At 67.7% G+C, this 21,867-nt stretch carries 16 protein-coding genes; 6 read left to right on the top strand and 10 right to left on the bottom strand.

Annotated features, from left to right (window positions below; all coding sequences use genetic code 11):
- The first annotated feature begins 458 nt into the window (after positions 1 to 458).
- The gene (locus ACXJLH_RS22460; RefSeq protein ID WP_457446366.1) at positions 459 to 1,361 is read left to right on the top strand and encodes a hypothetical protein; all 903 of its coding nucleotides are present in this window, start codon (positions 459 to 461) and stop codon (positions 1,359 to 1,361) included.
- Here ACXJLH_RS22460 and ACXJLH_RS22455 read toward each other — a convergent pair whose 3' ends face one another.
- The 4 genes from ACXJLH_RS22455 to ACXJLH_RS22440 form a co-directional block, all read right to left on the bottom strand.
- A complete protein-coding gene (locus tag ACXJLH_RS22455) occupies positions 1,362 to 2,609 on the bottom strand; it encodes a hypothetical protein (protein ID WP_457446364.1) in 1,248 nt (415 codons plus the stop codon).
- 125 nt (positions 2,610 to 2,734) lie between these two features.
- The gene (locus ACXJLH_RS22450) at positions 2,735 to 3,511 is read right to left on the bottom strand and encodes a GH12 family glycosyl hydrolase domain-containing protein (protein WP_457446362.1); all 777 of its coding nucleotides are present in this window, start codon (positions 3,509 to 3,511) and stop codon (positions 2,735 to 2,737) included.
- Positions 3,512 to 3,705: 194 nt separating this feature from the next.
- Positions 3,706 to 5,331, bottom strand: coding sequence for an alpha/beta hydrolase family protein (locus ACXJLH_RS22445; RefSeq protein ID WP_457446360.1), 1,626 nt, complete (start codon positions 5,329 to 5,331; stop codon positions 3,706 to 3,708).
- 118 nt (positions 5,332 to 5,449) lie between these two features.
- Complete coding sequence (locus ACXJLH_RS22440; protein WP_457446429.1) at positions 5,450 to 6,325, bottom strand: LysR family transcriptional regulator; 876 nt, start codon at positions 6,323 to 6,325, stop codon at positions 5,450 to 5,452.
- A gap of 151 nt (positions 6,326 to 6,476) precedes the next feature.
- On the opposite strand from ACXJLH_RS22440, the gene ACXJLH_RS22435 reads away from it, so the two are divergent.
- The 3 genes from ACXJLH_RS22435 (at position 6,477) to ACXJLH_RS22425 (ending at position 9,331) form a co-directional block, all read left to right on the top strand.
- Positions 6,477 to 7,655 (top strand): acyl-CoA dehydrogenase, encoded by a 1,179-nt coding sequence (locus ACXJLH_RS22435; protein ID WP_457446358.1) that lies wholly within the window; start codon positions 6,477 to 6,479, stop codon positions 7,653 to 7,655.
- A 273-nt stretch (positions 7,656 to 7,928) separates the two neighbouring features.
- Complete coding sequence (locus ACXJLH_RS22430) at positions 7,929 to 8,660, top strand: DUF6445 family protein (protein WP_457392488.1); 732 nt, start codon at positions 7,929 to 7,931, stop codon at positions 8,658 to 8,660.
- Between the two features lie 212 nt (positions 8,661 to 8,872).
- On the top strand, positions 8,873 to 9,331 hold the full coding sequence (locus ACXJLH_RS22425) for a YybH family protein (protein ID WP_457446357.1): 459 nt from the start codon (positions 8,873 to 8,875) through the stop codon (positions 9,329 to 9,331).
- Position 9,332: 1 nt separating this feature from the next.
- Here the strand turns inward: ACXJLH_RS22425 and ACXJLH_RS22420 are convergent, their stop codons facing one another.
- The 6 genes from ACXJLH_RS22420 to ACXJLH_RS22395 form a co-directional block, all read right to left on the bottom strand.
- Positions 9,333 to 10,115 carry a glutaminyl-peptide cyclotransferase gene (locus ACXJLH_RS22420; RefSeq protein ID WP_457446356.1) on the bottom strand — a complete coding sequence of 261 codons (783 nt, stop codon included), beginning with the start codon at positions 10,113 to 10,115 and terminating at the stop codon, positions 9,333 to 9,335.
- A gap of 4 nt (positions 10,116 to 10,119) precedes the next feature.
- Positions 10,120 to 10,461 carry a low molecular weight protein tyrosine phosphatase family protein gene (locus tag ACXJLH_RS22415; protein WP_457352970.1) on the bottom strand — a complete coding sequence of 114 codons (342 nt, stop codon included), beginning with the start codon at positions 10,459 to 10,461 and terminating at the stop codon, positions 10,120 to 10,122.
- Positions 10,458 to 11,843 (bottom strand): TolC family protein, encoded by a 1,386-nt coding sequence (locus ACXJLH_RS22410; RefSeq protein WP_457446354.1) that lies wholly within the window; start codon positions 11,841 to 11,843, stop codon positions 10,458 to 10,460. Before ACXJLH_RS22410 ends, ACXJLH_RS22415 begins: the two co-directional genes overlap by 4 nt.
- A 5-nt stretch (positions 11,844 to 11,848) precedes the next feature.
- Entirely contained in the window at positions 11,849 to 13,864 is a 2,016-nt protein-coding gene (locus tag ACXJLH_RS22405) for an ATP-binding cassette domain-containing protein (protein ID WP_457446352.1), read from the bottom strand.
- A gap of 1 nt (position 13,865) precedes the next feature.
- Positions 13,866 to 15,017, bottom strand: coding sequence for an efflux RND transporter periplasmic adaptor subunit (locus ACXJLH_RS22400; RefSeq protein WP_457446350.1), 1,152 nt, complete (start codon positions 15,015 to 15,017; stop codon positions 13,866 to 13,868).
- Between the two features lie 177 nt (positions 15,018 to 15,194).
- Positions 15,195 to 17,102 carry a glucokinase gene (locus tag ACXJLH_RS22395; protein WP_457325220.1) on the bottom strand — a complete coding sequence of 636 codons (1,908 nt, stop codon included), beginning with the start codon at positions 17,100 to 17,102 and terminating at the stop codon, positions 15,195 to 15,197.
- Between the two features lie 349 nt (positions 17,103 to 17,451).
- On the opposite strand from ACXJLH_RS22395, the gene glk reads away from it, so the two are divergent.
- Positions 17,452 to 18,444, top strand: a complete 993-nt coding sequence (glk, locus tag ACXJLH_RS22390) for a glucokinase (RefSeq protein WP_457446348.1) — start codon at positions 17,452 to 17,454, stop codon at positions 18,442 to 18,444.
- Positions 18,445 to 18,900: 456 nt separating this feature from the next.
- Positions 18,901 to 21,690, top strand: a complete 2,790-nt coding sequence (locus ACXJLH_RS22385; RefSeq protein WP_457446346.1) for a TonB-dependent receptor — start codon at positions 18,901 to 18,903, stop codon at positions 21,688 to 21,690.
- Positions 21,691 to 21,867: the final 177 nt, after the last annotated feature.

Below are 21,867 nucleotides of genomic sequence, written 5' to 3'. Positions count from 1 at the left end.
ATCACATAGTGACAGTGAGACAAGGACGCTAGGCAGCAAGTGCCTAATGCCAGGGCGCGCGGATGCTAGCAGCGTCTAGCGTGTTTGTGGGGATTGCCGTCGAGAGGTCAAGCTCATGTCGATCATGCGCAGGCAATGGCGCCTCATCGCCTGTGGTCTCAAGGGATCGGGTCGGGTTCAGCGGGGGCGGGGGGCGGGGTCAAGTCTTAAGTTTTAAGTCTTGTCCGACATCGTGCGCGAGGATCCGAGGATCGGGGTCAGCCGAGGATCGGCGAGGATCGGGGTCAGGTCTCAACTTTTAAGTCTTACCGGGCATCGTGCGCGCCCGTTTGCCCGCGAGCAATTCATCGTGCAGGTAGAGGATGTGCAGGGCGCGACCACCGCCTGTTGCCGTTGACAGGCCAGCGATGCAGGCGCAAAACGGGGCGTTGCCGGATTCGGCACGCGGGGAGCGCAGCATGAACGACGTTTCGCAGGCGGTTCGCAGCTCTTGGCTTCTTGCCGCACTTGTAGGCCTCCTGCTCTGTACGCCGGCGCTGGCCGACCCCGTGCCGGTGGTGCATTTTGAGCATGAGGACGTCGACAAGTTCGGTGATCTGTCTCAGAAGAATGTGGCTCCCTGTCCCAACATGGCCTGCGGGCCGGTGGCAGCCGTCAACTCCTTTGTCTTCCTGCAGCGCGAGTACTCCCTGATCTACGGCTCCAAGCTGATCCCGGCAGTCGATGGCACCAAGCCCACTCAAGCCGAACTTATTGCGGTTGCCGCCGACCTGGCGAAGAACTACATGGACACCTGCTGTGAGAAGGGCACTCACATCACGAACTTCATCAACGGCAAGCAGAAGTACTTCGACACGGTGGCGCCCAACACCACTGTCATCCACGGGCAAGTGAAGGACTGGGATCCGGTTGAGGGCGGTGCCAAGCCCGACAACATCGACGAAACCAACCCGACGCCGCAATTCCTGCTGAACGAGTTGAGCCACAACCAGGATATCGAGCTGCTGCTCGACTTCGGCACCGACGGTGGCCACTACGTCACGCTGACCTCTTTGTTCTGGAGCGACGACGACGGCGACGGAAGCATCGACGCCGGTGAGGCCGCGAACATTGGCTATATCGATCCGGAGGATGGCAAGTCCACCAGCGCACGCCTCGGCGAGTTGGCGGGCGCCCTGACCGTTCAGTACCTCAGCCCGGTCACGGGCAACGTGCGCAGCGGCACGATCTTTGCCGCCATCGCGGAGTCGCCCGAGCACCGCACCAACCCTGAACCCGCAAGCGCGGCCCTTGTGCTGGCGGCGTTAGCGGCCGTGTGGTGCGTCAGGCGCCGGTCGGCCTCTGCAGACCGAGGGGGATGACTACCAACTCGCCTGGAATGAATCCCCGCTGAACCGGCTATCACCCGTGATCGCTCCCATGTCCACGAACTCAAAGTCCGACGCCCGCAGCGACTTCAAGTTCGAGATCGTCGCGTCTTGCCACTGCGCACTGGGCTCGCCCTGCACGTACAGGTCGGAGCCGATGTCGGCGACGTAGAGGCCATAGCGCTGCATCGCCACCGCGACGGCCTTGGCCTGGGCGCTCCAGGAGGCTGGCGGTAAGAAGCTGGCCTTCAGGCGCAGCACGGCGCCAAAGGGCACGCCGCCGGCCGTCTCGCCGCCGGCGTGATGGCGCGCCGGCCAGACGTGGCTGCGGGCCAGCACGCTGTCGCGCAGCGTGACGCGCAAGGCATGGCGGATCTCGCCCGCGCTGGCTTCGTTTGCCCGCGCCAGCAGCGGCAGCATGGGCAGGCCGGCGGCGTCGCCCGAGGTCCAGGTGTCGGGTCGCATGGCGTTGCTCTTCAGGTCCCACGCAGCCGTCGAGTAGCTGTACCACTGCGCGTTGACCTTGTAGCTGGCGTAGCTTTCCCACAGTCGGCAACTGCCTTGCTCGACCACCAGCACATGGCGGTCACCGCATTGCTGGGCGTCATTGCAGGCGCCGCCCTCGGCCTTGAGCAGGTCGTCGCGCGGGAAGGGGAAGCGGCGGTTGGGCGCGGTCAGCGTCGTGCAGTCGCGCACGAGGCTGTAGCCGCCGCCCACGGGTGCGCCGCAGTCGCTCTCGTCGGGCGCGCCGTCGCCGCTGCCGGCGCGTGGGTCGGTGGGATTGAAGGCCACCGTCGGCCAGCTGCTGGTGGCCGTGGCGGCGGTGCTGCCGTCCACCACGTTGTACGGAATGCCGTAGTAGTCGGCCGGCTGCTGCTGGTTTTCGCTGGTGCCCCAGTCGGGATGAAATGACCTCGTCGCGCCGATGCTGGTGATCCACGCCGCGCTGCTGGCGTGCACGGGGAAGCGCTGCGCGTCGTCGATGCGCGTGTTGAACACGGCCGTGGCGGGGAAGACATCGCAGCCGCCGATCTGCGGCGCGGCGCCGGGTGCGGGGGAAGGCGTGGGAGCCGGAGCAGGGGCCGGCGGAGGTGGCGGCGGCGCAGGAGAGGGCGTGGGAGCGGGCGATGGGGCTGGCGGCGGCAGGGGGCTGCCACCACCGCCGCCACAGGCCGTCAGGCCGACGGCCGTGGCCAGCAGGACGAGCCCGCCGATGCTCTTTTTGATCGGGTCGCTTTGCATTTGTTCTTCTTCAACAGGGCGCCGGCCGAAGTGCCGGCGGCCATGTTGAAACAAGTGCGTCGCAGCGAGCACGCCCAGGTGTACGGGGATGTAAGCGCGGCCGTGCTGGCCGCGCTTTGCCGCGGCTACCTCACGGTGACGGAGAAGTTCCTCGACCCGAAGTTCATGCCGCCCGACGACGACGTGATCTCGAAGCCGTACTGCACGTCACCCACGACCAGGTCGGCCATCCATCCGAGGTTCCTCAGGTAGTTGAGGATGCCCAGCACGTCGATGGTCGTGTTGTTCGTCTTGGAGGTGCGCAGGAAGGAATAGACCATGTTGGCGCCGTTGTTGCCGCGGTAGACGTTCCAGGTGGCGCCGCCCACGTTCACGTTGGTGTAGACGGGGATGGCGCAGCCTTGCGCGTTCCAGTTGTAGGAGATGGGTTTGACGTTGCCGCAGCCGGCCGCGGTGCCGGTGTAGTTCAGCCACAGCATGATCTCGTGGGCGTTGTTGCCCACCCAGACGTCGAAGGTCGATGACCAGGCGCCGCCGGCCGGCGTGGTGGCGGCGATGGTGGACGACAGCTGCGACAGCGAGCTGATGGTGCGGTTGACCGCGTAGCCGATGTGCGGATAGGACTTGATCCCGCCGGTGTTGGGCTGGTCGGACCAGACACCCCAGTCGGCATTCGAGTTGACCCAAATGGTCTGCGGGCCGACGGCGGCGCCGCCGCACGGGCCCCAGACGTCGTTGTTGAAGTTGTAGCTGCCGTAGTTCCAGCTGGCGAACAGGTTGGGGGCCGAGCAGGATGACGTGGCGGGCGAGGAGGCCCCCCAGGTGGCGGCCTGCGCGCCCGGGGAGGCGAGGGACATGACGACAAAGGCGGCAGCGCCCAACGCGCGGTGGATTGATTTCATATGTCTCCGTTATGGTTGAAAGGGTCATCGCCCATGACCGCTACCTTGTGAATGGCAGCGTTGTCATGGGCAAATAAATTCGAGCCGCGAACAATTAGTTCGACCATCGGGCTTACCCGCTGATGTGAAACAAGTCGTCGGGCCGGCTCCGCTTCGCCGTCGTATGCGAGCGTGCGCTTGGAGCGATCAGGCGGTCAGCGCTTGTCGGTCCCTTGCCCTGTCAGCCCGTGCGCCTTCAGCCAGCGCACCAGCGTGGGAAAGTAGTCGGCGTGAAAGCCCGTCGTCGTGGCCGCCTTGTGGCCGCTGTCGAGGTCGGTCGCCCACAGGCCGTGGGCGGCGTGGTCGAGGAGGGTGATCTGGTGGTCGCGGTTGCCGGCTTGCGCGAGGGCCTGGCGCAGCAGCGCCACGCTGCGCTCGACCGGCACGAAGGCGTCGCGGTCGCCGAAGACGGCGAGCATGGGCACCTTGACCTGGGCGTAGGACGGCATGGGGTCGAAGTACCAGAAAGTCTGGGCGCGCCGGCTCGGTAGGTCGGGCAGCTTCTCGTGGAACTCCACGAGGTGGGCCCAGCGCGCGTCGAGCTTGGTGCGCGCCGCGTCCTGCAGCCACTCGCGGCCTTCGCCGGTCTTCACCCAGTGCATCAGGCGGCGCTCGTAATCGGCCGCTTCGGCCACTTCGGCAGCGCTCAGGCCTTCGTTGCGGGCACTGGTCTCGACGCGGTAGATCTCCTGTTCGGCCGCGGTGACCGACGGCCCGGACTGGGCGATGACGAAGGCGACGTCGCTGCTGCGCGCTGCCGCGATCGGGGCGACCCAGCCGCCCTGGGAATGGCCCCAGACGCCGATGCGCTGCGGGTCGACGCCCGGCGTCTGCTTGAGCAGCCGGACGGCCGCGACTGCGTCGTCGGCCAGGTCGGTGAGGCCGGTTTCGCGCACGTCGCCCTTGGACTCGCCGACGCCGCGCTTGTCGTAGATGAGGGCGGCCAGGCCCTGGCTGACGAAGAACTCGGCCTGCTGGCGGTAGGCCTCGCGCGGTGCGTCGGTGGACATCGGCGACAGCACGACGGCGGCATGCGGGCCGGGTGTGGGCGGCAGCATCAAGGTGCCACCCAGGCTCAGCGCCCCGTTGGTCCAGCGCATCGGGCGCTCGACGATGTCCACCCGCTCGCCAATCTGCGGCGCGGCGCCGTTCTCGCTCCACAGCAGCCGCTCGGCCTGGCCTTGCGCGGGCAGGCGCTTGAGCGTCAGGCGCACCGGCCACGGAGATTGAAGCGATGGCCCCGCGGTGGCCTCGCCCGCGCCGCGCTCGAACAGGAAAGCCCAGCGGCCGGTGCCGAACTCGATGACGGTCGGCTGCGGGAAATCGGTGAACGAACCGACCGACACGAGCCGGCCGTCACGCAGCCGGTACAGGCCGGGTGTGATGGTGGGCTGTGGCGGCGACGCGACCTGCACCATCGACAGGCGGCAGTTGTCGGTCGCCACTGAAAGCAGTGCGTCGCCCTCACGCCGGGCCGTGCAGGAGCCACTGCCCATTGCGGCCGGCAGCGTGAAGCCGATGCGGCCATCGCCCATCGTTGCGCCGGGCAGCGGCTGCCAATCGCCACCGGCGTTCACGCCGCCGCCAGGCATGGCGTAGGCCAGGCGCGGCTGGTTGTCGACGAGTTCGGTGCGCAGGCGCCAGAAGGAGGGGCGGCCGGCCACCTCGATCAGGCCGGCCCATTCGCCGCGGGTGGGTTCAGCATGCGCGCCGGTCAGCGGGGCGAGCAGGAGGGAGAGCAAGGCGGCGCCGAATCGGGCGCAAAAGCGGGAGCGGGTCATGAAAAAAGTTGTCGGATCAGTCGAACGAAGCCGGCATCTTGCTGAGCCGAGGCCGGCGGCGCCGCCGCGTTGCGACGGATTGCGGGATGGCAACGATGAAAAGTTGCACAGCGGCCGGTCAGCCCGCCGGCCGTGCGGCCAGGAAGCTTTCCCGCAGCACCGCCTCGGCATCCTTGCGCCACGCCGCAAACACCGCAGACGCCTCGATGGCTTCGGCCAACGGCCGGAACACCGCGCCCTGCACGCCCGCGCGCTGGAAGGCGGCCGGCACGATGCTGATGCCCATGCCCTGCGCCACCAGCGACACGACCGACAGCCAGTGCCGTCCCTCGTGCTGCAGCCGCGGGTAGAAGCCGTGCTGGCGGCAGATCTCGACGATGCGGGCGTGGTAGTCGGGTGAGCCCTTGCGGGAGAAGAGGATGAAGGGCTGGTCGCTCAGCGTCGCCAACGGAATCTTCTTCAGCTTGGCGCCCGGGTGGTTGGCGGGCAGGCAGGCGAGGAAGGGTTCGCTGTAGAGGGGCTGCGAGGCGAGGGCGGGGGGCAGGCGGTCGGTGTGGACGAGGCCGAGATCCAGCTCCTGCCCCAGCAGCGCCTCGATCTGGTCCTGCGAGTTCAGCTCGATGACGATCACCTCGACCTTGGGGTGGCTGGCCTGGAAGGCCTGCAGCCACGCGGACAGGCCGTTGAACAGCGTGGAGCCGACAAAGCCCAGTCTGAGCCGTCCCACCTCGCCGGCCTGCACCTCGCGGGCGAGGGCGCAGGCGTCTTCGGCGCGGTCCAGCAGGGCTTGCGCGCTGGTGCGGAAGGCGTCGCCCGCGGGCGTGAGGCGCACGCCCTTGCTGTCGCGGTCGAACAGGCGGGCGCCGACGCTGGCCTCCAGCTGCTGGATGGCGACCGACAGCGGCGGCTGCGAGATGGCCAGGCGCTGGGCGGCGCGGCCGTAGTGCAGCTCCTCGGCCAGGGCGATGAAGTAGCGCAGGTGGCGGAACTCCAAGGAGCGGGTAACGGTGTCCGTTGTCTTGGCAATAGGCATTGCGAATCGTCGAAGTCGTTTCTTGAATTGGACACGAATCGGGTCGCGGCGCAATACTTCTGCCATTCGCGCCCGGCGCTTTTGCCGGGCGTTGCTCATTAGGACGCGCACCATGGCCACCAAGGCAAGCTTTCACTGGGACGACCCGCTGCTGCTGAACGAGCAGCTCACCGACGATGAACGCATGGTGCGCGACGCCGCCGCGGCCTATTGCACCGATCGCCTCAAGCCGCGCGTGCTCGAGGCCTTCCGTAACGAGAAGACCGATGCGAGCATCTTTCGCGAGATGGGCGAGCTGGGACTGCTGGGCCCGACCATCCCTGCCGAGTACGGTGGCGCCGGCCTGAATTACGTCAGCTACGGCCTGATCGCCCGCGAGGTGGAGCGTGTCGACTCGGGCTACCGCTCGATGATGAGCGTGCAGTCGTCGCTCGTCATGGTGCCCATCAACGAGTTCGGCAACGAGGCCACCAAGCAGAAGTACCTGCCCAAGCTGGCCAGCGGCGAGTGGATCGGCTGCTTCGGCCTGACCGAGCCCAACCACGGCTCCGACCCCGGCTCCATGGTCACGCGCGCCCGCAAGGTCGACGGCGGCTACGAGCTGACCGGCAGCAAGATGTGGATCACCAACAGCCCCATCGCCGACGTCTTCGTCGTGTGGGCCAAGGACGACGGTGGCCAGATTCGCGGCTTCGTGCTGGAGAAGGGCGCCAAGGGCCTGAGCGCCCCGGCCATCCACGGCAAGGTGGGCCTGCGCGCTTCCATCACCGGCGAGATCGTCATGGACGGGGTGTTCTGCCCCGAGGAGAACGCCTTCCCCGAGGTGCGCGGCCTGAAGGGCCCCTTCACTTGCCTGAACAGCGCGCGCTACGGCATCGCCTGGGGTGCGCTCGGCGCCGCCGAGGACTGCTGGCACACGGCCCGCCAATACACGATGGACCGCAAGCAGTTCGGCAAGCCGCTGGCGGCCAACCAGTTGGTGCAGAAGAAGCTGGCCGACATGCAGACCGAGATCACGCTGGGCCTGCAAGGCTGCCTGCGCCTGGGTCGCATGAAGGACGAGGGCACGGCGGCGGTGGAGATCACCTCCATCATGAAGCGCAACAGCTGCGGCAAGAGCCTGGACATCGCCCGCATGGCGCGCGACATGCTCGGTGGCAACGGCATCTCCGACGAGTTCGGCATCGCCCGCCACCTGGTGAACCTGGAGGTGGTGAACACCTATGAGGGCACGCATGACATCCATGCGTTGATCCTGGGGCGGGCGATCACGGGGATTGCTGCGTTCTGAGAATTGGAAGGCTGACGGGCGACCCCTGCAGGCTGGACGACCGGCGCCAGCGCTGGCCTCACCTATCATTCTGGGCACCGCAGTTGACGGGCCGTCAGCCGTGTGGGCTCACCGCCATATTCACCAGTCGAAAGACAACGCTGCCAGTACGCCGGCCGCGTAGCTCCTTCCTTTCGGGCAGAACTGCGCACCTCGCCATCGCAGCCCTTCGGACGAGCCCGCCGCGGTTTCCAGGATGAACGAACACAAGACAGGTTGGAGAGGAGCGCCGTGTTGACAGAGTGGCTGGACGCCGAGGGTCGTTTTTTTCATCCCGAGCCGAGCGTGCGGGTCGTGCCTCTGCCGCATGGCAGCCACTGCGTGGTGGTGGACAACGCCCTGGCCAATCCGGAGGGCGTGCGCCAATGGGCGGCCTCGCAAGCTTTCCGGCCGCCGACGCACTTTCCTTATCCGGGCTTGGTGCTCGACGCGCCAAAGGTGCTGGGCGAGCGGATGGCCGATTTCTTCGCGAAGCATGCGCGCGCGCCGCTCGGTGGTCGTCGCACGCTGCATCAAGAGGCGCGGCTGTCATTGCTGAACACGCCTCCCGAGGCGCTTGATCACCGGCTTTGGCTATGCCACCGCGACGTTGTGCTCGTCGACCGAAGTTTGTTGTGCGCAGCCAGTGTGCTGTATTTGTTTCATGACCCCGCGCTGGGGGGGACCAGCTTCTATCGCCCACTGCGGGACCCGCAAGAGATCGACCGCGTGCTGGAGGACAGTTTCAAGCTGGACGGCCCGACTTTCAGTGCGCGCTACGGGTTAGAGCCGGGCTACATGAAAGGCGACAACGCGCATTTCGCGCGTGTGGCCAAAGTCCTCGCGGTCTGGAACCGCGCCATCTTCTACGACGGCTCCCTTTTTCATTCGCCTGACGTGGATCAGCCCACGCTGCTGAGCTCCGACGCGCTTCAAGGCCGCCTCACGCTGAACGGTTTTTTCACGTGCAAGCGCCAGGCGGCGTGAGCGGCAGCGCCAGCTCACGCTCGGCGGACCGGCCAGCACTTCTGGATCCGGCCCGCGTCTACCGGGGAGCGGGTGACGAAGAGGGGCGAGCCGTGGTTGCTGCCGACCCCGGGTGCCGAGCAACACGAGCAAGACCGCAAACGCGCTGGGTGACTTGAGGCAGGGCGTGGCCCGCGAGGCATGCTCGTGGCTTCCAGCAAACGGAGAAGCCGATGACCACCCGCCGCCATGCCCTGCTTGCCGCCGCCACGCTGCCTGCCGCTGCTTCGGCCGCGTCGGAACCAGGCTGGCCGTCAGCCGACGAAATCGCCAGGCGGGTCGAAGAGGCTCGCGCCGCCGAGACCGCCTTTGCCGCGGCCTTCGCAGCACGTGACGTGGCGGGGTTCCGGCGCATGCTGGCGCCCGACACTATCTGGATGGGCAAGGCGCCGCTGCACGGTCCCGACGCAGTCATGACGGCCTGGAACGGCCTGCTGACTTCGCCCAAGCCGCCCTTCAGCTGGTCACCCGACCTGGTGCTGGTGCTGCCCAGCGGCGACCTGGCGCGCACCACCGGGCCAGTGCTGGATCCCGATGGCAAGGTGACGGCGCGCTTCCAGTCGGTATGGCGCCGCAAACCCGTCGGCGGCTGGGAGATCGTGTTCGACTTCGGCACAGAGGTGTGCCGCTGAACTACTTCTTCGTGAGCTGAATCTCAAACAGCTTCGGCCACAGCTTGCCGGTCACGAACAGCCGCTTGGTCTTGGCGTCGTAGGCAATGCCGTTGAGTACGGCGTCCGGGCTGCTGCGCAGGTTGTCAGGCAGCAGGCCACCCAGGTCGATCCAGCCGGTCACGCGGCCGGTCTTGGGGTCGATGCGGGCGATGCGGTCGGTCTGCCAGATGTTGGCCAACACCTCGCCGTCCACCCACTCGAGCTCGTTGAGCTGGTCGACGGGCTTGCCGTCGGCCGTCACGCGCACGCGGCGCAGTTCCTTGAAGGTCAGCGGGTCGAGGAAGCGCAGCTCGGGGCTGCCGTCGCTCATGACCAGCTCGCGGTCGTTGTGCGTCAGGCCCCAGCCCTCGCCGGGGTAGTTGAACTTGCGCCACAGCTTGAAGGTCTTGAGGTCGAGCACATAGGCGGTCTGCTCCGTCCAGGTGATGCCGATGAGGCGGTCACCCCATTGCGAGATGCCTTCGCCGAAGACTTCGGCCGGCAGGTCCACCTGCTGCACCACCTTGCCGGTCTCGATCTCGACCTTGCGGATGCTGGAGCGCCCACGCAGACCGGTGCCTTCGAACAGGAAGCCGTCGTGGAAGAACAGGCCTTGCGTGAAGGCCTGGCCGTCGTGCGGGTAGCTCTTGACGACCTTGAAGCCCTGGACAGGCGTGGCGGCGATAACGGGCGCGGTCAGTGCCGCGGCGATCAGTGCGAGGGCCGCGCGCCGCTGCAGAAAAGAGGAGAAGGTAGAACGCATGCCGTCAGCCTAGCCGAAGCAGCGGGGGCACAGCTGTCTGCAACAGTTCGACCAGTTCGGGGTCCATGAAGCGGTAGTCGTCCGGGATGTCCAGCACATGCAGTTCCTTGCCCGCCAGCGATGCGGCGTGGTCCTGCATGAGGCGCGACCGGTGCTTGCTTTCCATGACGAGGATGACGTCGGCCCACTCGAGGTCGGCAGCGCTGACCTGCTTGCGCGCGCTGGCGCTGGTGCCGGCCGAGCGCACGTGCAGGGCCGGGTGGCGGCGGAACACCTGCTCGGCCGTTGGGCTGCGCCACTGGTTGCGGCTGCAGATGAACAGGACCTTGAGCCTGTCTGGGCTCATGCCCCGCCGAGCGACTTGAACAGCGCCGCCTGCCTGACCCATTGCTGCAGCCGCAGGCGGATGCGTCCCTGCTCGGCGTCGAGCACGGCGCTGCGCGTCTGCAGCCAGTCGGCACGGGCCACGGCGCCTACCTCGTAGCGCAGCGCGGCCAGGCGCTCGTTCTCGGTCGCCTCGCGCAGCCGGCCTTCGTTGGCGGCAAGCTGCTGGGCCACGCGCTCGGCCTCGATGCGCTGGGTCTCGATGTCGGCCAGCGCGCGTTGCAGTGTGTCGCGCAGGGCGAGCGCGGCGGCATCGAGCTCTGTGCGGGCGCCGTCGCGCTGCAGGGCCAGGCGCTGCCAGTCGATCATCGGCACGATGAGATTGGTGCCGAGAGACGCCAGCGGCTGCGACAACCAGTCGCGTGCATGGCTGCCGCCCGTACTGAGCCCCGCCGAGAAGGACAGGCGCGGGTAGCGGTCGGCCTCGCTGACGCGCAGCCGGGCCAGGGACGCATCCACACCGAAGCGGGCCTTCTGCACATCCGGGCGGCGCGCGAGCACCTCGGCGGGCTCGGCCAGGCGCCAGCGTGGCGGCTCACCCGCCGGCAGCGCAGCCTCGGGCGAGGGGCCGGGCAGGGGCTCGTCGAGCAGCAACGCGAGGATCTGGCGCTGCAGTTGCGCGTCGGCGGCGAGGTCGGCCAGGCGCGACTCGGCGGCCTGCAGGTTGACGGCAATCTTGTCGACCTCGATCGGCAGCAGCTTGCCTTCACGAACGCGGGATCGCGTCAGCTCCAGCGTCTCGCGGGTCAGCGCGAGCTGGGTCTCGGCCAGCGGCTTTTGTGCGCGGATGGCGGCCAGCGTCCAGTAGGCCTCGGCCACCTGGCTGCGGATGGACAGGCGGGCGGCGTCGATGTCGGTGCGGGTGGCCTCGGCATTGGCGCGCTGGGCGGCCGTGCTCTGGGCCAGGCGGTCCCACAGGTCGAGTTCGTAGCCGACGCCGATGGACGCGCCGTAGCTGCGGCTCCAGCCGGTCGAGGTCGTTACGGGAATCGTCACGCCGCCGACCTCGACGTTGCGCGTGCTGCTCTGCGTCTCGATCGGGCGGCTGGCATTGGCCGACAGGCTGGCGCTCGGAGACCAGCGCAGCGCGCTCTGCTCGGCCAGCAGTTGCGCTTGCTTCCAGCTCAGCGCGGCGCGGGCGATGTCACGGTTGGCTTCCAGTGCGCGGGCCTGCAGCGCGGCGAGCTGGGGGTCCAGCAGGCCGGCCCAGTCGGGCGCCGCGTCGCCGCTGCCCAGGCTCCAGGCCGTGGGCACCGGTACGTCAGGTGCCTTGGCCGCGGGGCCGACGGCGCAGCCGGCCAGCAGCAGCGCAGCCAGGGCGATCGAGGTCAGTCTTGTTTTCATCTTTTCTACTCCCGTGCCAGCGCGTCGACCGGGCTGAGAGCCGCCGCACGGCGCGCGGGCAGCGTGCCAAACACCAGGCCTACGCCGCTGGACACCGCAAAGGCCACGCCGAGTGCCGCCCAGCTGATGACCACATGCAGATGCTGCTGGGCCGCGTTGACGGCCTGGGCCGCCAGCCAGCTCAGGCAGACACCCACAAGGCCGCCCAGGATGCACAGCACGACGGCCTCGATGAGGAACTGCAGCCGCACATCGCCCTGGCGCGCGCCAACGGCCATGCGGATGCCGATCTCGCGGGTGCGCTCGGACACTGACACCAGCATGATGTTCATGACGCCCACGCCGCCCACCAGCAGCGAGATGGCCGCGACGCCAGCGAACAGCGCCGCCATCGCGCTGGTCACGCTCTGGAACTTGCGGAACTCCTCTTCGCCGTTCCAGGTGCCGAAGTCCTCGCGGCCGTGCAGGGCCTTGAGGCGGTGGATGATCTGCTCGCGCACCTGCTGGGGCGGCACGGTCAGGTCCAGCAGCACGTCGAAGTTGTCGACGTCGGCGCGCGCGTCCAGCTTGCGCGAGAAGGTGGTGTGCGGGATGTAGAGCTGGCCCAGCCAGCTGCCAAAGCTGAAGGCGCCGCCCTCAGGGGCGACGACGCCGACGACGGTGAAGGGCAGGGCGGCGGTGGGCGGTGGTGGCGCACCCGGTTGCTGGGCGGCCTGGGCGTCAGGCGCCATGCCGGGGTTGACGAAGACGAGCTGGCCCAGTGGCGACTCGCCTTTCTTGAACAGCGCGTCGCGCGATTTTTCGTCGAGGACGACGACCTGGCTGCGCGTCTCGAAGTCCATCGCGCTGAGGTAGCGGCCCTGCACGAGCTTGAGCTTGCGTGCCTTCAGCGTGGCCGTGTCGCCACCGATGGCCTCCAGCATCGCGTCGCGCGACTGGTGTCGCGCGGTCAGCTGCATCTGGCGGTTCAGCGTGATGCTCTTGACGCCATTGAGCGCGCGTAGCGAGTCGATCTCGTGTGGCCGGAAGGGCTGGGGCACGGCCCCGGGTGGCAGGGCGGGGTTGCCGCGCCAGACGGGGATGCGGCCGGAGATCAGGCTGCTGAGGTCGGTCTCGATGGAGTCCCGTGCGGCGGTGGTCAGCGCGACGATGCTGACGACGGAGGCGATGCCGATGCTGATGCCCAGCATGGACAGGGCCGTGCGCAGCCGGTTGCCCTTGAGCGCCAGCAGGGCTGTGGCGACGGCCTCGCGCCATTGCACCTGCAGGCGGCGCAGGCGGCCGCCTTCCTTCACCGGTGGCGCATCGCTGGGCAGTTCGGTGGGCGCGATGTGGCCGGCCGGCGTGCCGTTGTCGGCAACGACCTTGCCGTCCTTCAGCTCGATGACGCGCCGCGCATGAGCCGCCACGGCTGCGTCGTGGGTGACGAGGATGATGGTGTGGCCGCGCTGGTTCAGCTCTTCGAGCAGGCGCAGCATCTCGGCGCCGGAGGCCGAGTCCAGCGCGCCGGTGGGTTCGTCGGCCAGGATGATCTGGCCACCGTTCATCAGCGCCCGGGCGATGGACACGCGCTGCTGCTGGCCGCCGGAGAGCTCATTGGGCCGGTGGTGCAGGCGGTCACCCAGGCCCAGCCGCTCCAGCAGCGCCCGAGCCCGCCCGCCGCGCGCGCCGGTGCCGACGCCCGCATAGACGGCGGGCAGGGCGGCGTTGGCGCGCGCGTCCAGGTGGGGCAGCAGGTGGTAGCGCTGGAAGATGAAGCCGAAGCGTTCGCGGCGCAGGGCGGCGAGCTCGTCGGGGCCGAGGGTGCTGGCGTCCTGGCCGTCGATGACGAAGCTGCCGCGCGTGGGGTTGTCCAGGCAACCGAGCACGTTCATCAGCGTGCTCTTGCCGGAGCCGGACTGACCCATGATGGCGACGAATTCGCCGGCCTCGATGTTGAGGCTGACGCCGTCGAGGGCGGGAACGTCGATCTCGCCCAGCTGGTAGTGCCGGGCGACGTCCTTCAGCTCGATGAGAGCCATGTCAGGTGGACGCTGCGCTGGCGGGAGCGGAGGCCGCATCCGCCGCACTCGGCGGCGCCAGCAGCACCTTCTCGCCGGCCTTCAGGCCATCCAGCACCTGCACCTTGGCGCCATCCTGCAAGCCCACCTTGACCTGCCGCGGCGTCTGCTTGTTGGCTGCGTCCAGCACCTGCACCGTGAAGCGCCCGTCCTTGCCGCGTTCACCCAGCGCGACGATGGGCATGGCCAGCACCTGCCTGGCCGAGCCCGTCTCGATGTCGACCTGCACCGTCATGTCGCTGAACAGCGCCCGCTCGCGGTTGTCCACCTCGAACAGCACGTTGTAGAACACCGCATTGCCCGCGCGCTCCGGCACGGGCTGGATGACGCGCACCTTGCCCTCGTAGCGCTTGCCTTCGCCCGACAGCGTGGTGAAGCGCGCCGTCTGGCCGACCTTGATGGCCTGGATGTCGGCCTCGGGCACCTTGGTGCGCACGGTGATGGTGTCCAGATCGGCCAGCGTCAGGATGACGGGCGTGATCTGCACCGAGATCAGCGTCTGGCCCACCTGCACGGGCAGGTTGACGACGGTGCCATTCATGGGCGCGGTGATGCGCGTGTAGGAGAGGCTGACCTTCTTCTTGTCCAGCTCGGCCTGCAGGCGCGTGAGGTTGGCGGCCTGGCCACGCAGATCGGCTTCGATCTTGGCGATGTCGATCTCGGCCTTCTCGGCTTCGTTGCCCGAGGTGGCCTGGCCAGCCAGCAGGCGCTGCTGGCGCTTGAGTTCGCGGCGGGCGGCTTCGGCGTCGACGCGGCGGCTGTCGATAGACGCGCTGGCCTGGGCCACGGCGGCTTCGGCTTGCGCCACGTCGCTGCGCGCCAGCTCGGGGTCGAGGCTGACGAGCAGGTCGCCCTTCTTGACTTGCTGGCCCAGCTCGATGTGGATGGTCTGGACCTGGCCGCTGACCTGGGCGCCGACGTCGACGCGGGTCTTGGCCTGAAGCACGCCGGCGGCCTGCACGGTCTGGGTCACGTCAGCCAGGGCGACGACGCCGCTGGGCGGAGGGGGAGGCGGGGGCGGTGTGCGAGTGAACCACCAGGCGGCGCCAGCGGCAGCGAGCACGGCGATGACGATCAGGCGCACGCGCCAGCGTTTCAGAAAAGAAGCTTTCATGTCCCTCCCAGGACGATGGGGTCTTATTCGCCCCTTCCGGCCGGCATTGGCGTGATGGGTCGGCTAGCGTAGCAGTTGAACGGAGCCTGGCGGCCCCACTTCACACATCGTCGTGAGTGAAGCGCCGCTTGGCAAAAGTCATGTGGGGTCAGGGCTTGAGTACTTCAAGCCGTGCACTCAGCGGCTGTGCGAGGTCAGCCGGGCCAGCGGCGAGGCCATGCTCACTCCGGGGGCCGCCGTGCTGGCGCCGCGTGCAGTCTTGCCGTCGTCGTCCTCGCCGCCGACGGTCAGCGCGGCGATGCTGTCGGGGCTGCGGCGCATCGCCACGCCCACGGCGAGGATGTCGATGACCAGCAGGTGCAGGATGCGGCTGACCATCGGCAGGTGGGTGGCGATGTCCTCGATGTGGTCGACGATCAGCGTCGCATCTGCCTTCTTGGCCAGCGGGCTCTGGCTGGCCGTGATGGCCACGACCTTGGCGCCGCGTTCCTGCGCCTTCTCGACGACGGACAGCAGCTCGGGCAGGCGGCCGCCGCTGCTGATGACGACGGCCACGTCGCCCTCGCGCAGCACATCGGCGGCCAGCAGCTGCAGGCGCGGGTCGGTGTAGGCGCCGCAGGGCATGCCAAAGCGCAGGAATTTGAACTGCGCGTCCTGGGCGACGACGCCGTAATGGCCGAGGGCGAAGAACTCGATGCGGTGAGCCGACAGCAGCATGTCGATGGCGCGGTCGATGGTGTCGCGGTTCAGATGGCTGCGCACCTGCAGGATGGCGCTGGCGGTGTTGCCCAGCACCTTGGCGCCCAGCTCCAGCATGGAGTCGTTGGTGTTGACCTGGGTGTGCGTCACCGGCACCGTGCCCGTCAGGCCGGAAGCCAGGCGCAGCTTGAAGTCGGACAGGCCCTCGCAACCCAGCGAGCGGCAGAAGCGGATGACAGTCGGCTGGCTGACACCGGCGGCGCGGGCAATCTCGGCGATGGGGTCGTTCAGCACCGAGCGCGGCTGGGCGAGCACCAGGTCAGCCACGCGCAGCTCGGCGGGTGACAGCTCGCTGCGGGCGCGGCGGATCTGGCCGAGGATGGCCGAGCCGGGCGAGGCCTGCAGGTTGCGCAGCTGGTTTTCAAGAATGGCCGAGGCGCCCTTGAAGGTGGCGTGCTCGGCCGTGATGACGAAGGTCGGGATGGCCGACACGTACTCGCGGAAGCGCCCCTTGTCCTCGAAGCGCTCGCGAAACGGGCTGCGGTCGAAGTACTCGCCCAGGCGCGGCACGATGCCGCCGCCGATATAGATGCCACCCAGCGAACCCAGCGTGACGGCCAGGTTGGCCGCGCAGGTGCCAAGCAGGCCGCAGAAGACTTCCAGTGTTTCCAGGCACAGCGCGTCGCCATCCTCCAGCGCGCGTTGGGTGATGGCAGGCGCCTGCAGCGGCTCGGTGGCCACGCCGTTGCGGTCGGCCAGGGCCTTGTAGATCAGCTCCAGGCCGGGGCCGGAGATCAGGCGCTCATAGGAGACGTGGTCGAGCGTCTTCCAGGCGAACTTCAGGATGTCCATCTCGCGCTCATCACGCGGGCCGAAGTTGACGTGGCCGCCCTCAGTGCCGAGCGCAATCCAGCCTTCCCCGGCCGGGATCAGCCCCGACACGCCCAGGCCCGTACCCGCGCCCAGCAGGCCGATGACGCTGGGCCGGCGCGCCTGGCCGCCGCCGACCTGGTGCACATCCACTTCGGCCAGCCGGGGCAGGGCCATGGCCAGGGCGGTGAAGTCGTTGACGACGACGAGGGTGTCCAGGCTCAGGCGCTGGCGCATCTCGTCGATGGAGAACTGCCAGTGGTAGTTGGTCATGCGCACCCGATCGCCTTCGACCGGGTTGGCGATGGCGATGGCCGCATGCGCGATTTGCTGTGCGCCGCCGTCCTGCCAGCTCAGGCCTTGCAGATAGGCGCGCACGGCGGCGTGGAAGTCGGCGTGGTCGGCGCAGCGCAGCGAGGCCATCTGCGTGAACTCACCCGGGCCGATTTCCAGCGCGAAACGGGCATAGGTGCCGCCAATATCGGCAAGCAGGCGGGGGCTGTCGAAACGGGGCATGGGCGCTGAAGGAACCTGAGGAAAGACGGGCGATTATCAGCAGGCGCGCAGGCGACCTGCCTTGGACCCTTTCGGGGGCGATTCCTGGTGTGGAAGCTCAAACAGGTTGTAGCTTCACTACAGATCCTCGGCAATCGAGTTTCCCCAGGGCGATGGCTGGCTTGCCGGGAGTTGAAAGCGTTTTCTCATTCGAGATGAGATTCCAAGGGCGAGTATGTATTGTCGATCGGATGTAGTTTTGCTACCGTCCGCCGCGACCGTACTACACCCTTTTCAGCCCTGTGTTTGCCACTGCCCGACTCCTGAATATCCGCTGCCTTGCGCCCCTCCTTGTTTCGGGAGTTCCTGTATGAGTGCCGCCTACCCCTGGTTGGTGGCCGACGTCGGCGGCACCAATGCGCGTTTCGGCACCGTTGCCGGCCCCGGCGCCGCGGTGGAAGACGTGCGGGTGCTGTCGGTGGCGGGCCATGCGGGGCCGGCGGCCGCAGTGCGCGCATATCTGCAGGGGCAGCCAGCCGGCAAGGCCCAGCCGCAGAGTGCGGCCTTTGCGCTCGCGACGGCGCTGGACGGCGATCACATCGAGCTGACCAACGGTGCCTGGAGCTTCTCGCGCGCCGGCGCGCAGGCCGAACTGGGCCTGAAGACGCTGCTCTGCCTGAATGATTTCGAGGCCCAGGCGCTGTCGCTGCCGCGGCTGCGTGCCGACCAGCTGCGCGCCTGGGGTGTGCCCCCGCCGGCGACCGGTGACGTGGCCGTGGGCACGGTCATGGCCGTCATCGGCCCGGGCACGGGCCTGGGCGTGGGTGGCGTCGTGCGCGCCCCTGGGCGCTGGCTGGCGCTGCCGGGTGAGGGTGGGCACGCAACGCTGGCGCCGGCGGACGATTTTGAGAGCGCCGTGCTGAGCCAGGCGCGCCGCGAGTTCCCCCATGTGTCGGCCGAGCGCTTCCTGTCGGGCATCGGCCTGCCGGTGCTGTGCCGCGCCGTCGCGGCCGCGCTCGGGGAGGGCGAAGACGTCAGCTCGCTGCCGACCGAGCAGATCGTCGCCCGGGGCCTGGCCGGTGAATCGACTGCTTGCGTGCGCACGCTGGATCTCTTCTGCGCCATGCTGGGTGGTTTCGCCGGCAGCGTCGCGCTGACGCTGGGTTCGCGCGGCGGCGTCTTCATCGGCGGCGGCATCGTGCCGCGCCTGGGCGAGCGCTTCTTCCAATCGGAGTTCCGCGCCCGTTTCGAGGCCAAGGGGCGCTTCCAGCCCTTCCTGGCGGGCATCCCCACGGCCCTCATCACCGACACGCTGGCCGCATTGTCCGGCGCCGCCCTGGCGCTGGAGCAGGCCGACGCCTGACACGGCGCGCGCGGTCTGCGCGCGCCGTCTTCTCACACGCGATCTTTGGCACCACGCCGCCGCCGCGCGGCCGGTGTGGCTTCGCCTTGCGTGCTCTCGCCTTGCATGACCGCCCCTTGCGCCTTGCGTCGCCCGGACGCGATTGGTCACGCCGGCAGACCTGTTGTTAACCCCTAAGTTGATGCTGTAGTTGCGCTACAAGTTTTGACTTCTTGCGTAGTTGTTCGCCCTGATGTTTCGCCGGCAGTGTCAATTCCATGCTGGTTTACCCGCGGTTTTTGACTGAAATCGGGTCGTTTCTTCGCAACGTCTAGGGTTTACGCAGATGCTGGAAAAAATCTAGTTTTGATACAAACCTGCTCGAGACGTTGGGTTCTCGCCCACGAGACGCGCGCCGGTGGCCCCGGAGGCGGACTTCGGGCCAAGCCGTTTTCCAATGAACTAGAGGAGACATTCATGACCATGAGCCAAGACAAGTGCGGGTCGGGCACCGCGGCGTCGTTCCGCATCAGTCCGATTGCCATCGGCTGCACGTTGCTGATCGCCGCCGCAGGCGCACAAGCGCAGACCCAGCAACTCGAAACGGTGACCGTCACCGGCATCCGCAGAGGCATCGAGGCATCGATCTCGGTCAAGAAGAACGCCGACAACATCGTTGAGTCGGTCTCGGCCGAAGACATCGGCAAGCTGCCCGACATCAGCATCGCCGAGTCCATCGGCCGCCTGCCGGGCCTTTCCGCCCAGCGCGTGGCGGGTCGCGCCCAGGTCATCAGCGTGCGCGGCCTGTCGCCCGATTTCGCCACCTCGCTGCTCAATGGCCGTGAGCTGGTGAGCACCGGCGACAACCGCTCGGTCGAGTTCGATCAGTACCCCTCCGAGCTGCTGGCCGGCGTGAGCGTCTACAAGACGCCGGACGGCGGCCTGGTCGGCCAGGGCCTGTCCGGCACCATCGACATGCAGACCGTGCGCCCGTTGAACTTCGGCAGCCGCGTGATGGCCGTCAACGTGCGCGGTCAGAGGAATTCGCTGGGCGGTGCCGCCGGCTCCAAGGGCACGGGCAACCGCGTCAGCGCCAGCTACATCGACCAGTTCGCCGACCGCACCGTCGGTCTGGTGCTGGGCTACGCCCACCAGGAAACCCCGATCCAGGAAGAGCAGGTCGGCCTGTACGAGCCCTGGCAGTCGCTGGGCGCCGGCTGGCGTCCGGGCGTGGCGGCAGGTACGTTCTATTCCGATGGCATCAAGGCCCTGCGCCGCACTGGGGTGACCAAGCGCGACGCCTTCATGGCGACCGCCGAGTTCCGCCCGAACAAGGGCTTCACCAGCGTGGTGGACTACTACCACACCAGGGCCACGCAGGAGGACACCGCGAACCAGTTCGAAGTCAATCTCGGCGGCTACAACGGCGGTTACAACCCGGGCCTGAACATCGCTTCCCCGGTGGTGAACGGCAACAACACCTTCGTCGGCGGCAGCGCCAGCGGCCTGTACCCGCTGGTGCGTGGCATGTACAACGACCGCAGGGACACCATCGATGCCTTCGGCTGGAACAACAAGCTCAAGCTGGCCGGCGGCGGCACGCTGACGGCGGATGTGAGCTACTCCAAGGCTGACCGCAAGGAAACCAATCTCGAGAACAACACGCAGTTGCTGCCCACCGGCGCAACCGCACCGCTGGACACCCTGAAGCTGAATTTCGCCACGTCCAGTTTCCCGACGCTGACCCCCACGCTGAACTACTCCGACCCGACCAAGCTGTTCCTGCGCGGCACGATCTACGGCTCGGGCTACGGCAAGCGTCCCAGCGTCGAGGACGAACTCAAGTCGTTCAAGCTGGCTGGCAACTTCCCGCTGCCGGATTCGATCAAGGGCTTCTTCCAGGACGTGGACCTGGGTGTCAACTACGCCGACCGCTCCAAGAAGAAGCGCCAGCCCGAGGGCAACATCAACGTCGGCTCGCAGGGTGACACCGCCATTGCCAGCGACCTGCAGTACGCCCCCGTGGACCTGAGCTTTGCGGGCCTGGGCAGCATCCCGGCCTGGAACGTGCCGGGCGCCGTGTCGCGCTACATGACGTTCAACCCCAGCGAGACCAGCGCGGCCTATCTGATCCCCAAGGCCTGGAACGTGTACGAGAAGGCCACCACCGGCTTCATCAAGGGCAACATCGACACCGAGTGGGGCGGCATCCCCATGCGCGGCAACGTGGGCCTGCAAGTCATCCGCGTGGATCAGTCGTCCACGTCGAACTATTGGGACAGCAACGCGCCCGCCGGCAGCAATGTCAAGACCAACAGCGACGGCAAGGTGCGCACCGACGTGCTGCCAAGCATGAACCTGGCTTTCTCGCTGGCCGATGACCAGACCCTGCGCGTGGCCCTGGCCCGCCAGATGGCCCGCCCGCGCGTGGACCAGCTCCGCTCGGGCATCGAGTTCGGCGTCGACAACTCGACCGGCAAGCCCGGCGCCAGCGGCGGCAACCCCAAGGCCGATCCGTGGATCGCCAATGCCTTCGACGTGTCCTATGAGAAGTACTTCGGCACCAAGGCCTATATCGCCGCGGCGGGCTTCTACAAGGACTTGAAGAGCTACATCTACACCCAGAAACAGGACGGCTACGACTTCACGGACTTCGTCAAAAGCTACACGCCGCCGAACACGTGCACGACGCCTGCCGGCCCCAATCAGCCTTGTCCCGCCGCGCTGCCCACGGGTACGTTCACGGCGCCGTTCAACGGCAAGGGCGGGAAGCTGTCTGGTGTCGAGCTCTCGGCCTCGCTGCCGCTGAGCCTCGTCTCCGACACCTTCAAGGGCTTTGGCATCCAGGCCAGCGCCAGCTTCACCCACAGCAGCATCAAGATCCAGGATCCGGAGAGTGCGAGCAGCGTGGGTGGCGGCGACATCGCGCTGCCCGGCCTGTCCAAGCGGGTCTACAACCTGACGGCCTACTACGAGGCCAATGGGTTCGAGGCCCGCGTGAGCCAGCGCCGCCGCTCGGACTTCATTGGTGAAATCGGCAACTTCAACGGCTCCCGTACCCTGCGCTACGTTGTTGGCGAGAAGATCACCGACCTCCAACTGGGATACTCCTTCAACGAGGGCGCCTTCAAGGGTCTGGGGCTGCTGTTCCAGGTCAACAACCTGACCAACGAGGCTTACCAAACCTACGCCGGCACCAAGGATCGCCCGTTGGAGTACATCCGCTGGGGGCGCACCTTCCTGCTGGGGGCGAACTACAAGTTCTGATGCTTCGGTGTTGAATGAGGCCCGGCCGTGCGCCGGGCTTTTTCGTTTGGGGGCCCTCATCGGCCCGGTCGGGAGACGGGCGATGATTCAGGGGACACATGACGCACAAGCTGGAGAGAAGCTCGACCTCTGTCGCACGCATGGACGCATCTTCCGTTTCAGCGGCGCCACCGCTTG

Source organism: Roseateles sp. P5_E4 (assembly GCF_054049255.1).
This window is presented reverse-complemented; position numbering and strand designations above follow the sequence as displayed.

Bases quoted from the DNA above. Each gene is read 5' to 3' on its own strand.
- ACXJLH_RS22460 (WP_457446366.1), top strand. From the start codon at position 459: ATGAACGACGTTTCGCAGGCGGTTCGCAGCTCTTGGCTTCTTGCCGCA.
- ACXJLH_RS22455 (WP_457446364.1), bottom strand. From the start codon at position 2,609: ATGCAAAGCGACCCGATCAAAAAGAGCATCGGCGGGCTCGTCCTGCTG.
- ACXJLH_RS22450 (WP_457446362.1), bottom strand. From the start codon at position 3,511: ATGAAATCAATCCACCGCGCGTTGGGCGCTGCCGCCTTTGTCGTCATG.
- ACXJLH_RS22445 (WP_457446360.1), bottom strand. From the start codon at position 5,331: ATGACCCGCTCCCGCTTTTGCGCCCGATTCGGCGCCGCCTTGCTCTCC.
- ACXJLH_RS22435 (WP_457446358.1), top strand. From the start codon at position 6,477: ATGGCCACCAAGGCAAGCTTTCACTGGGACGACCCGCTGCTGCTGAAC.
- ACXJLH_RS22425 (WP_457446357.1), top strand. From the start codon at position 8,873: ATGACCACCCGCCGCCATGCCCTGCTTGCCGCCGCCACGCTGCCTGCC.
- ACXJLH_RS22420 (WP_457446356.1), bottom strand. From the start codon at position 10,115: ATGCGTTCTACCTTCTCCTCTTTTCTGCAGCGGCGCGCGGCCCTCGCA.
- ACXJLH_RS22415 (WP_457352970.1), bottom strand. From the start codon at position 10,461: ATGAGCCCAGACAGGCTCAAGGTCCTGTTCATCTGCAGCCGCAACCAG.
- ACXJLH_RS22410 (WP_457446354.1), bottom strand. From the start codon at position 11,843: ATGAAAACAAGACTGACCTCGATCGCCCTGGCTGCGCTGCTGCTGGCC.
- ACXJLH_RS22405 (WP_457446352.1), bottom strand. From the start codon at position 13,864: ATGGCTCTCATCGAGCTGAAGGACGTCGCCCGGCACTACCAGCTGGGC.
- ACXJLH_RS22400 (WP_457446350.1), bottom strand. From the start codon at position 15,017: ATGAAAGCTTCTTTTCTGAAACGCTGGCGCGTGCGCCTGATCGTCATC.
- ACXJLH_RS22395 (WP_457325220.1), bottom strand. From the start codon at position 17,102: ATGCCCCGTTTCGACAGCCCCCGCCTGCTTGCCGATATTGGCGGCACC.
- glk (WP_457446348.1), top strand. From the start codon at position 17,452: ATGAGTGCCGCCTACCCCTGGTTGGTGGCCGACGTCGGCGGCACCAAT.
- ACXJLH_RS22385 (WP_457446346.1), top strand. From the start codon at position 18,901: ATGACCATGAGCCAAGACAAGTGCGGGTCGGGCACCGCGGCGTCGTTC.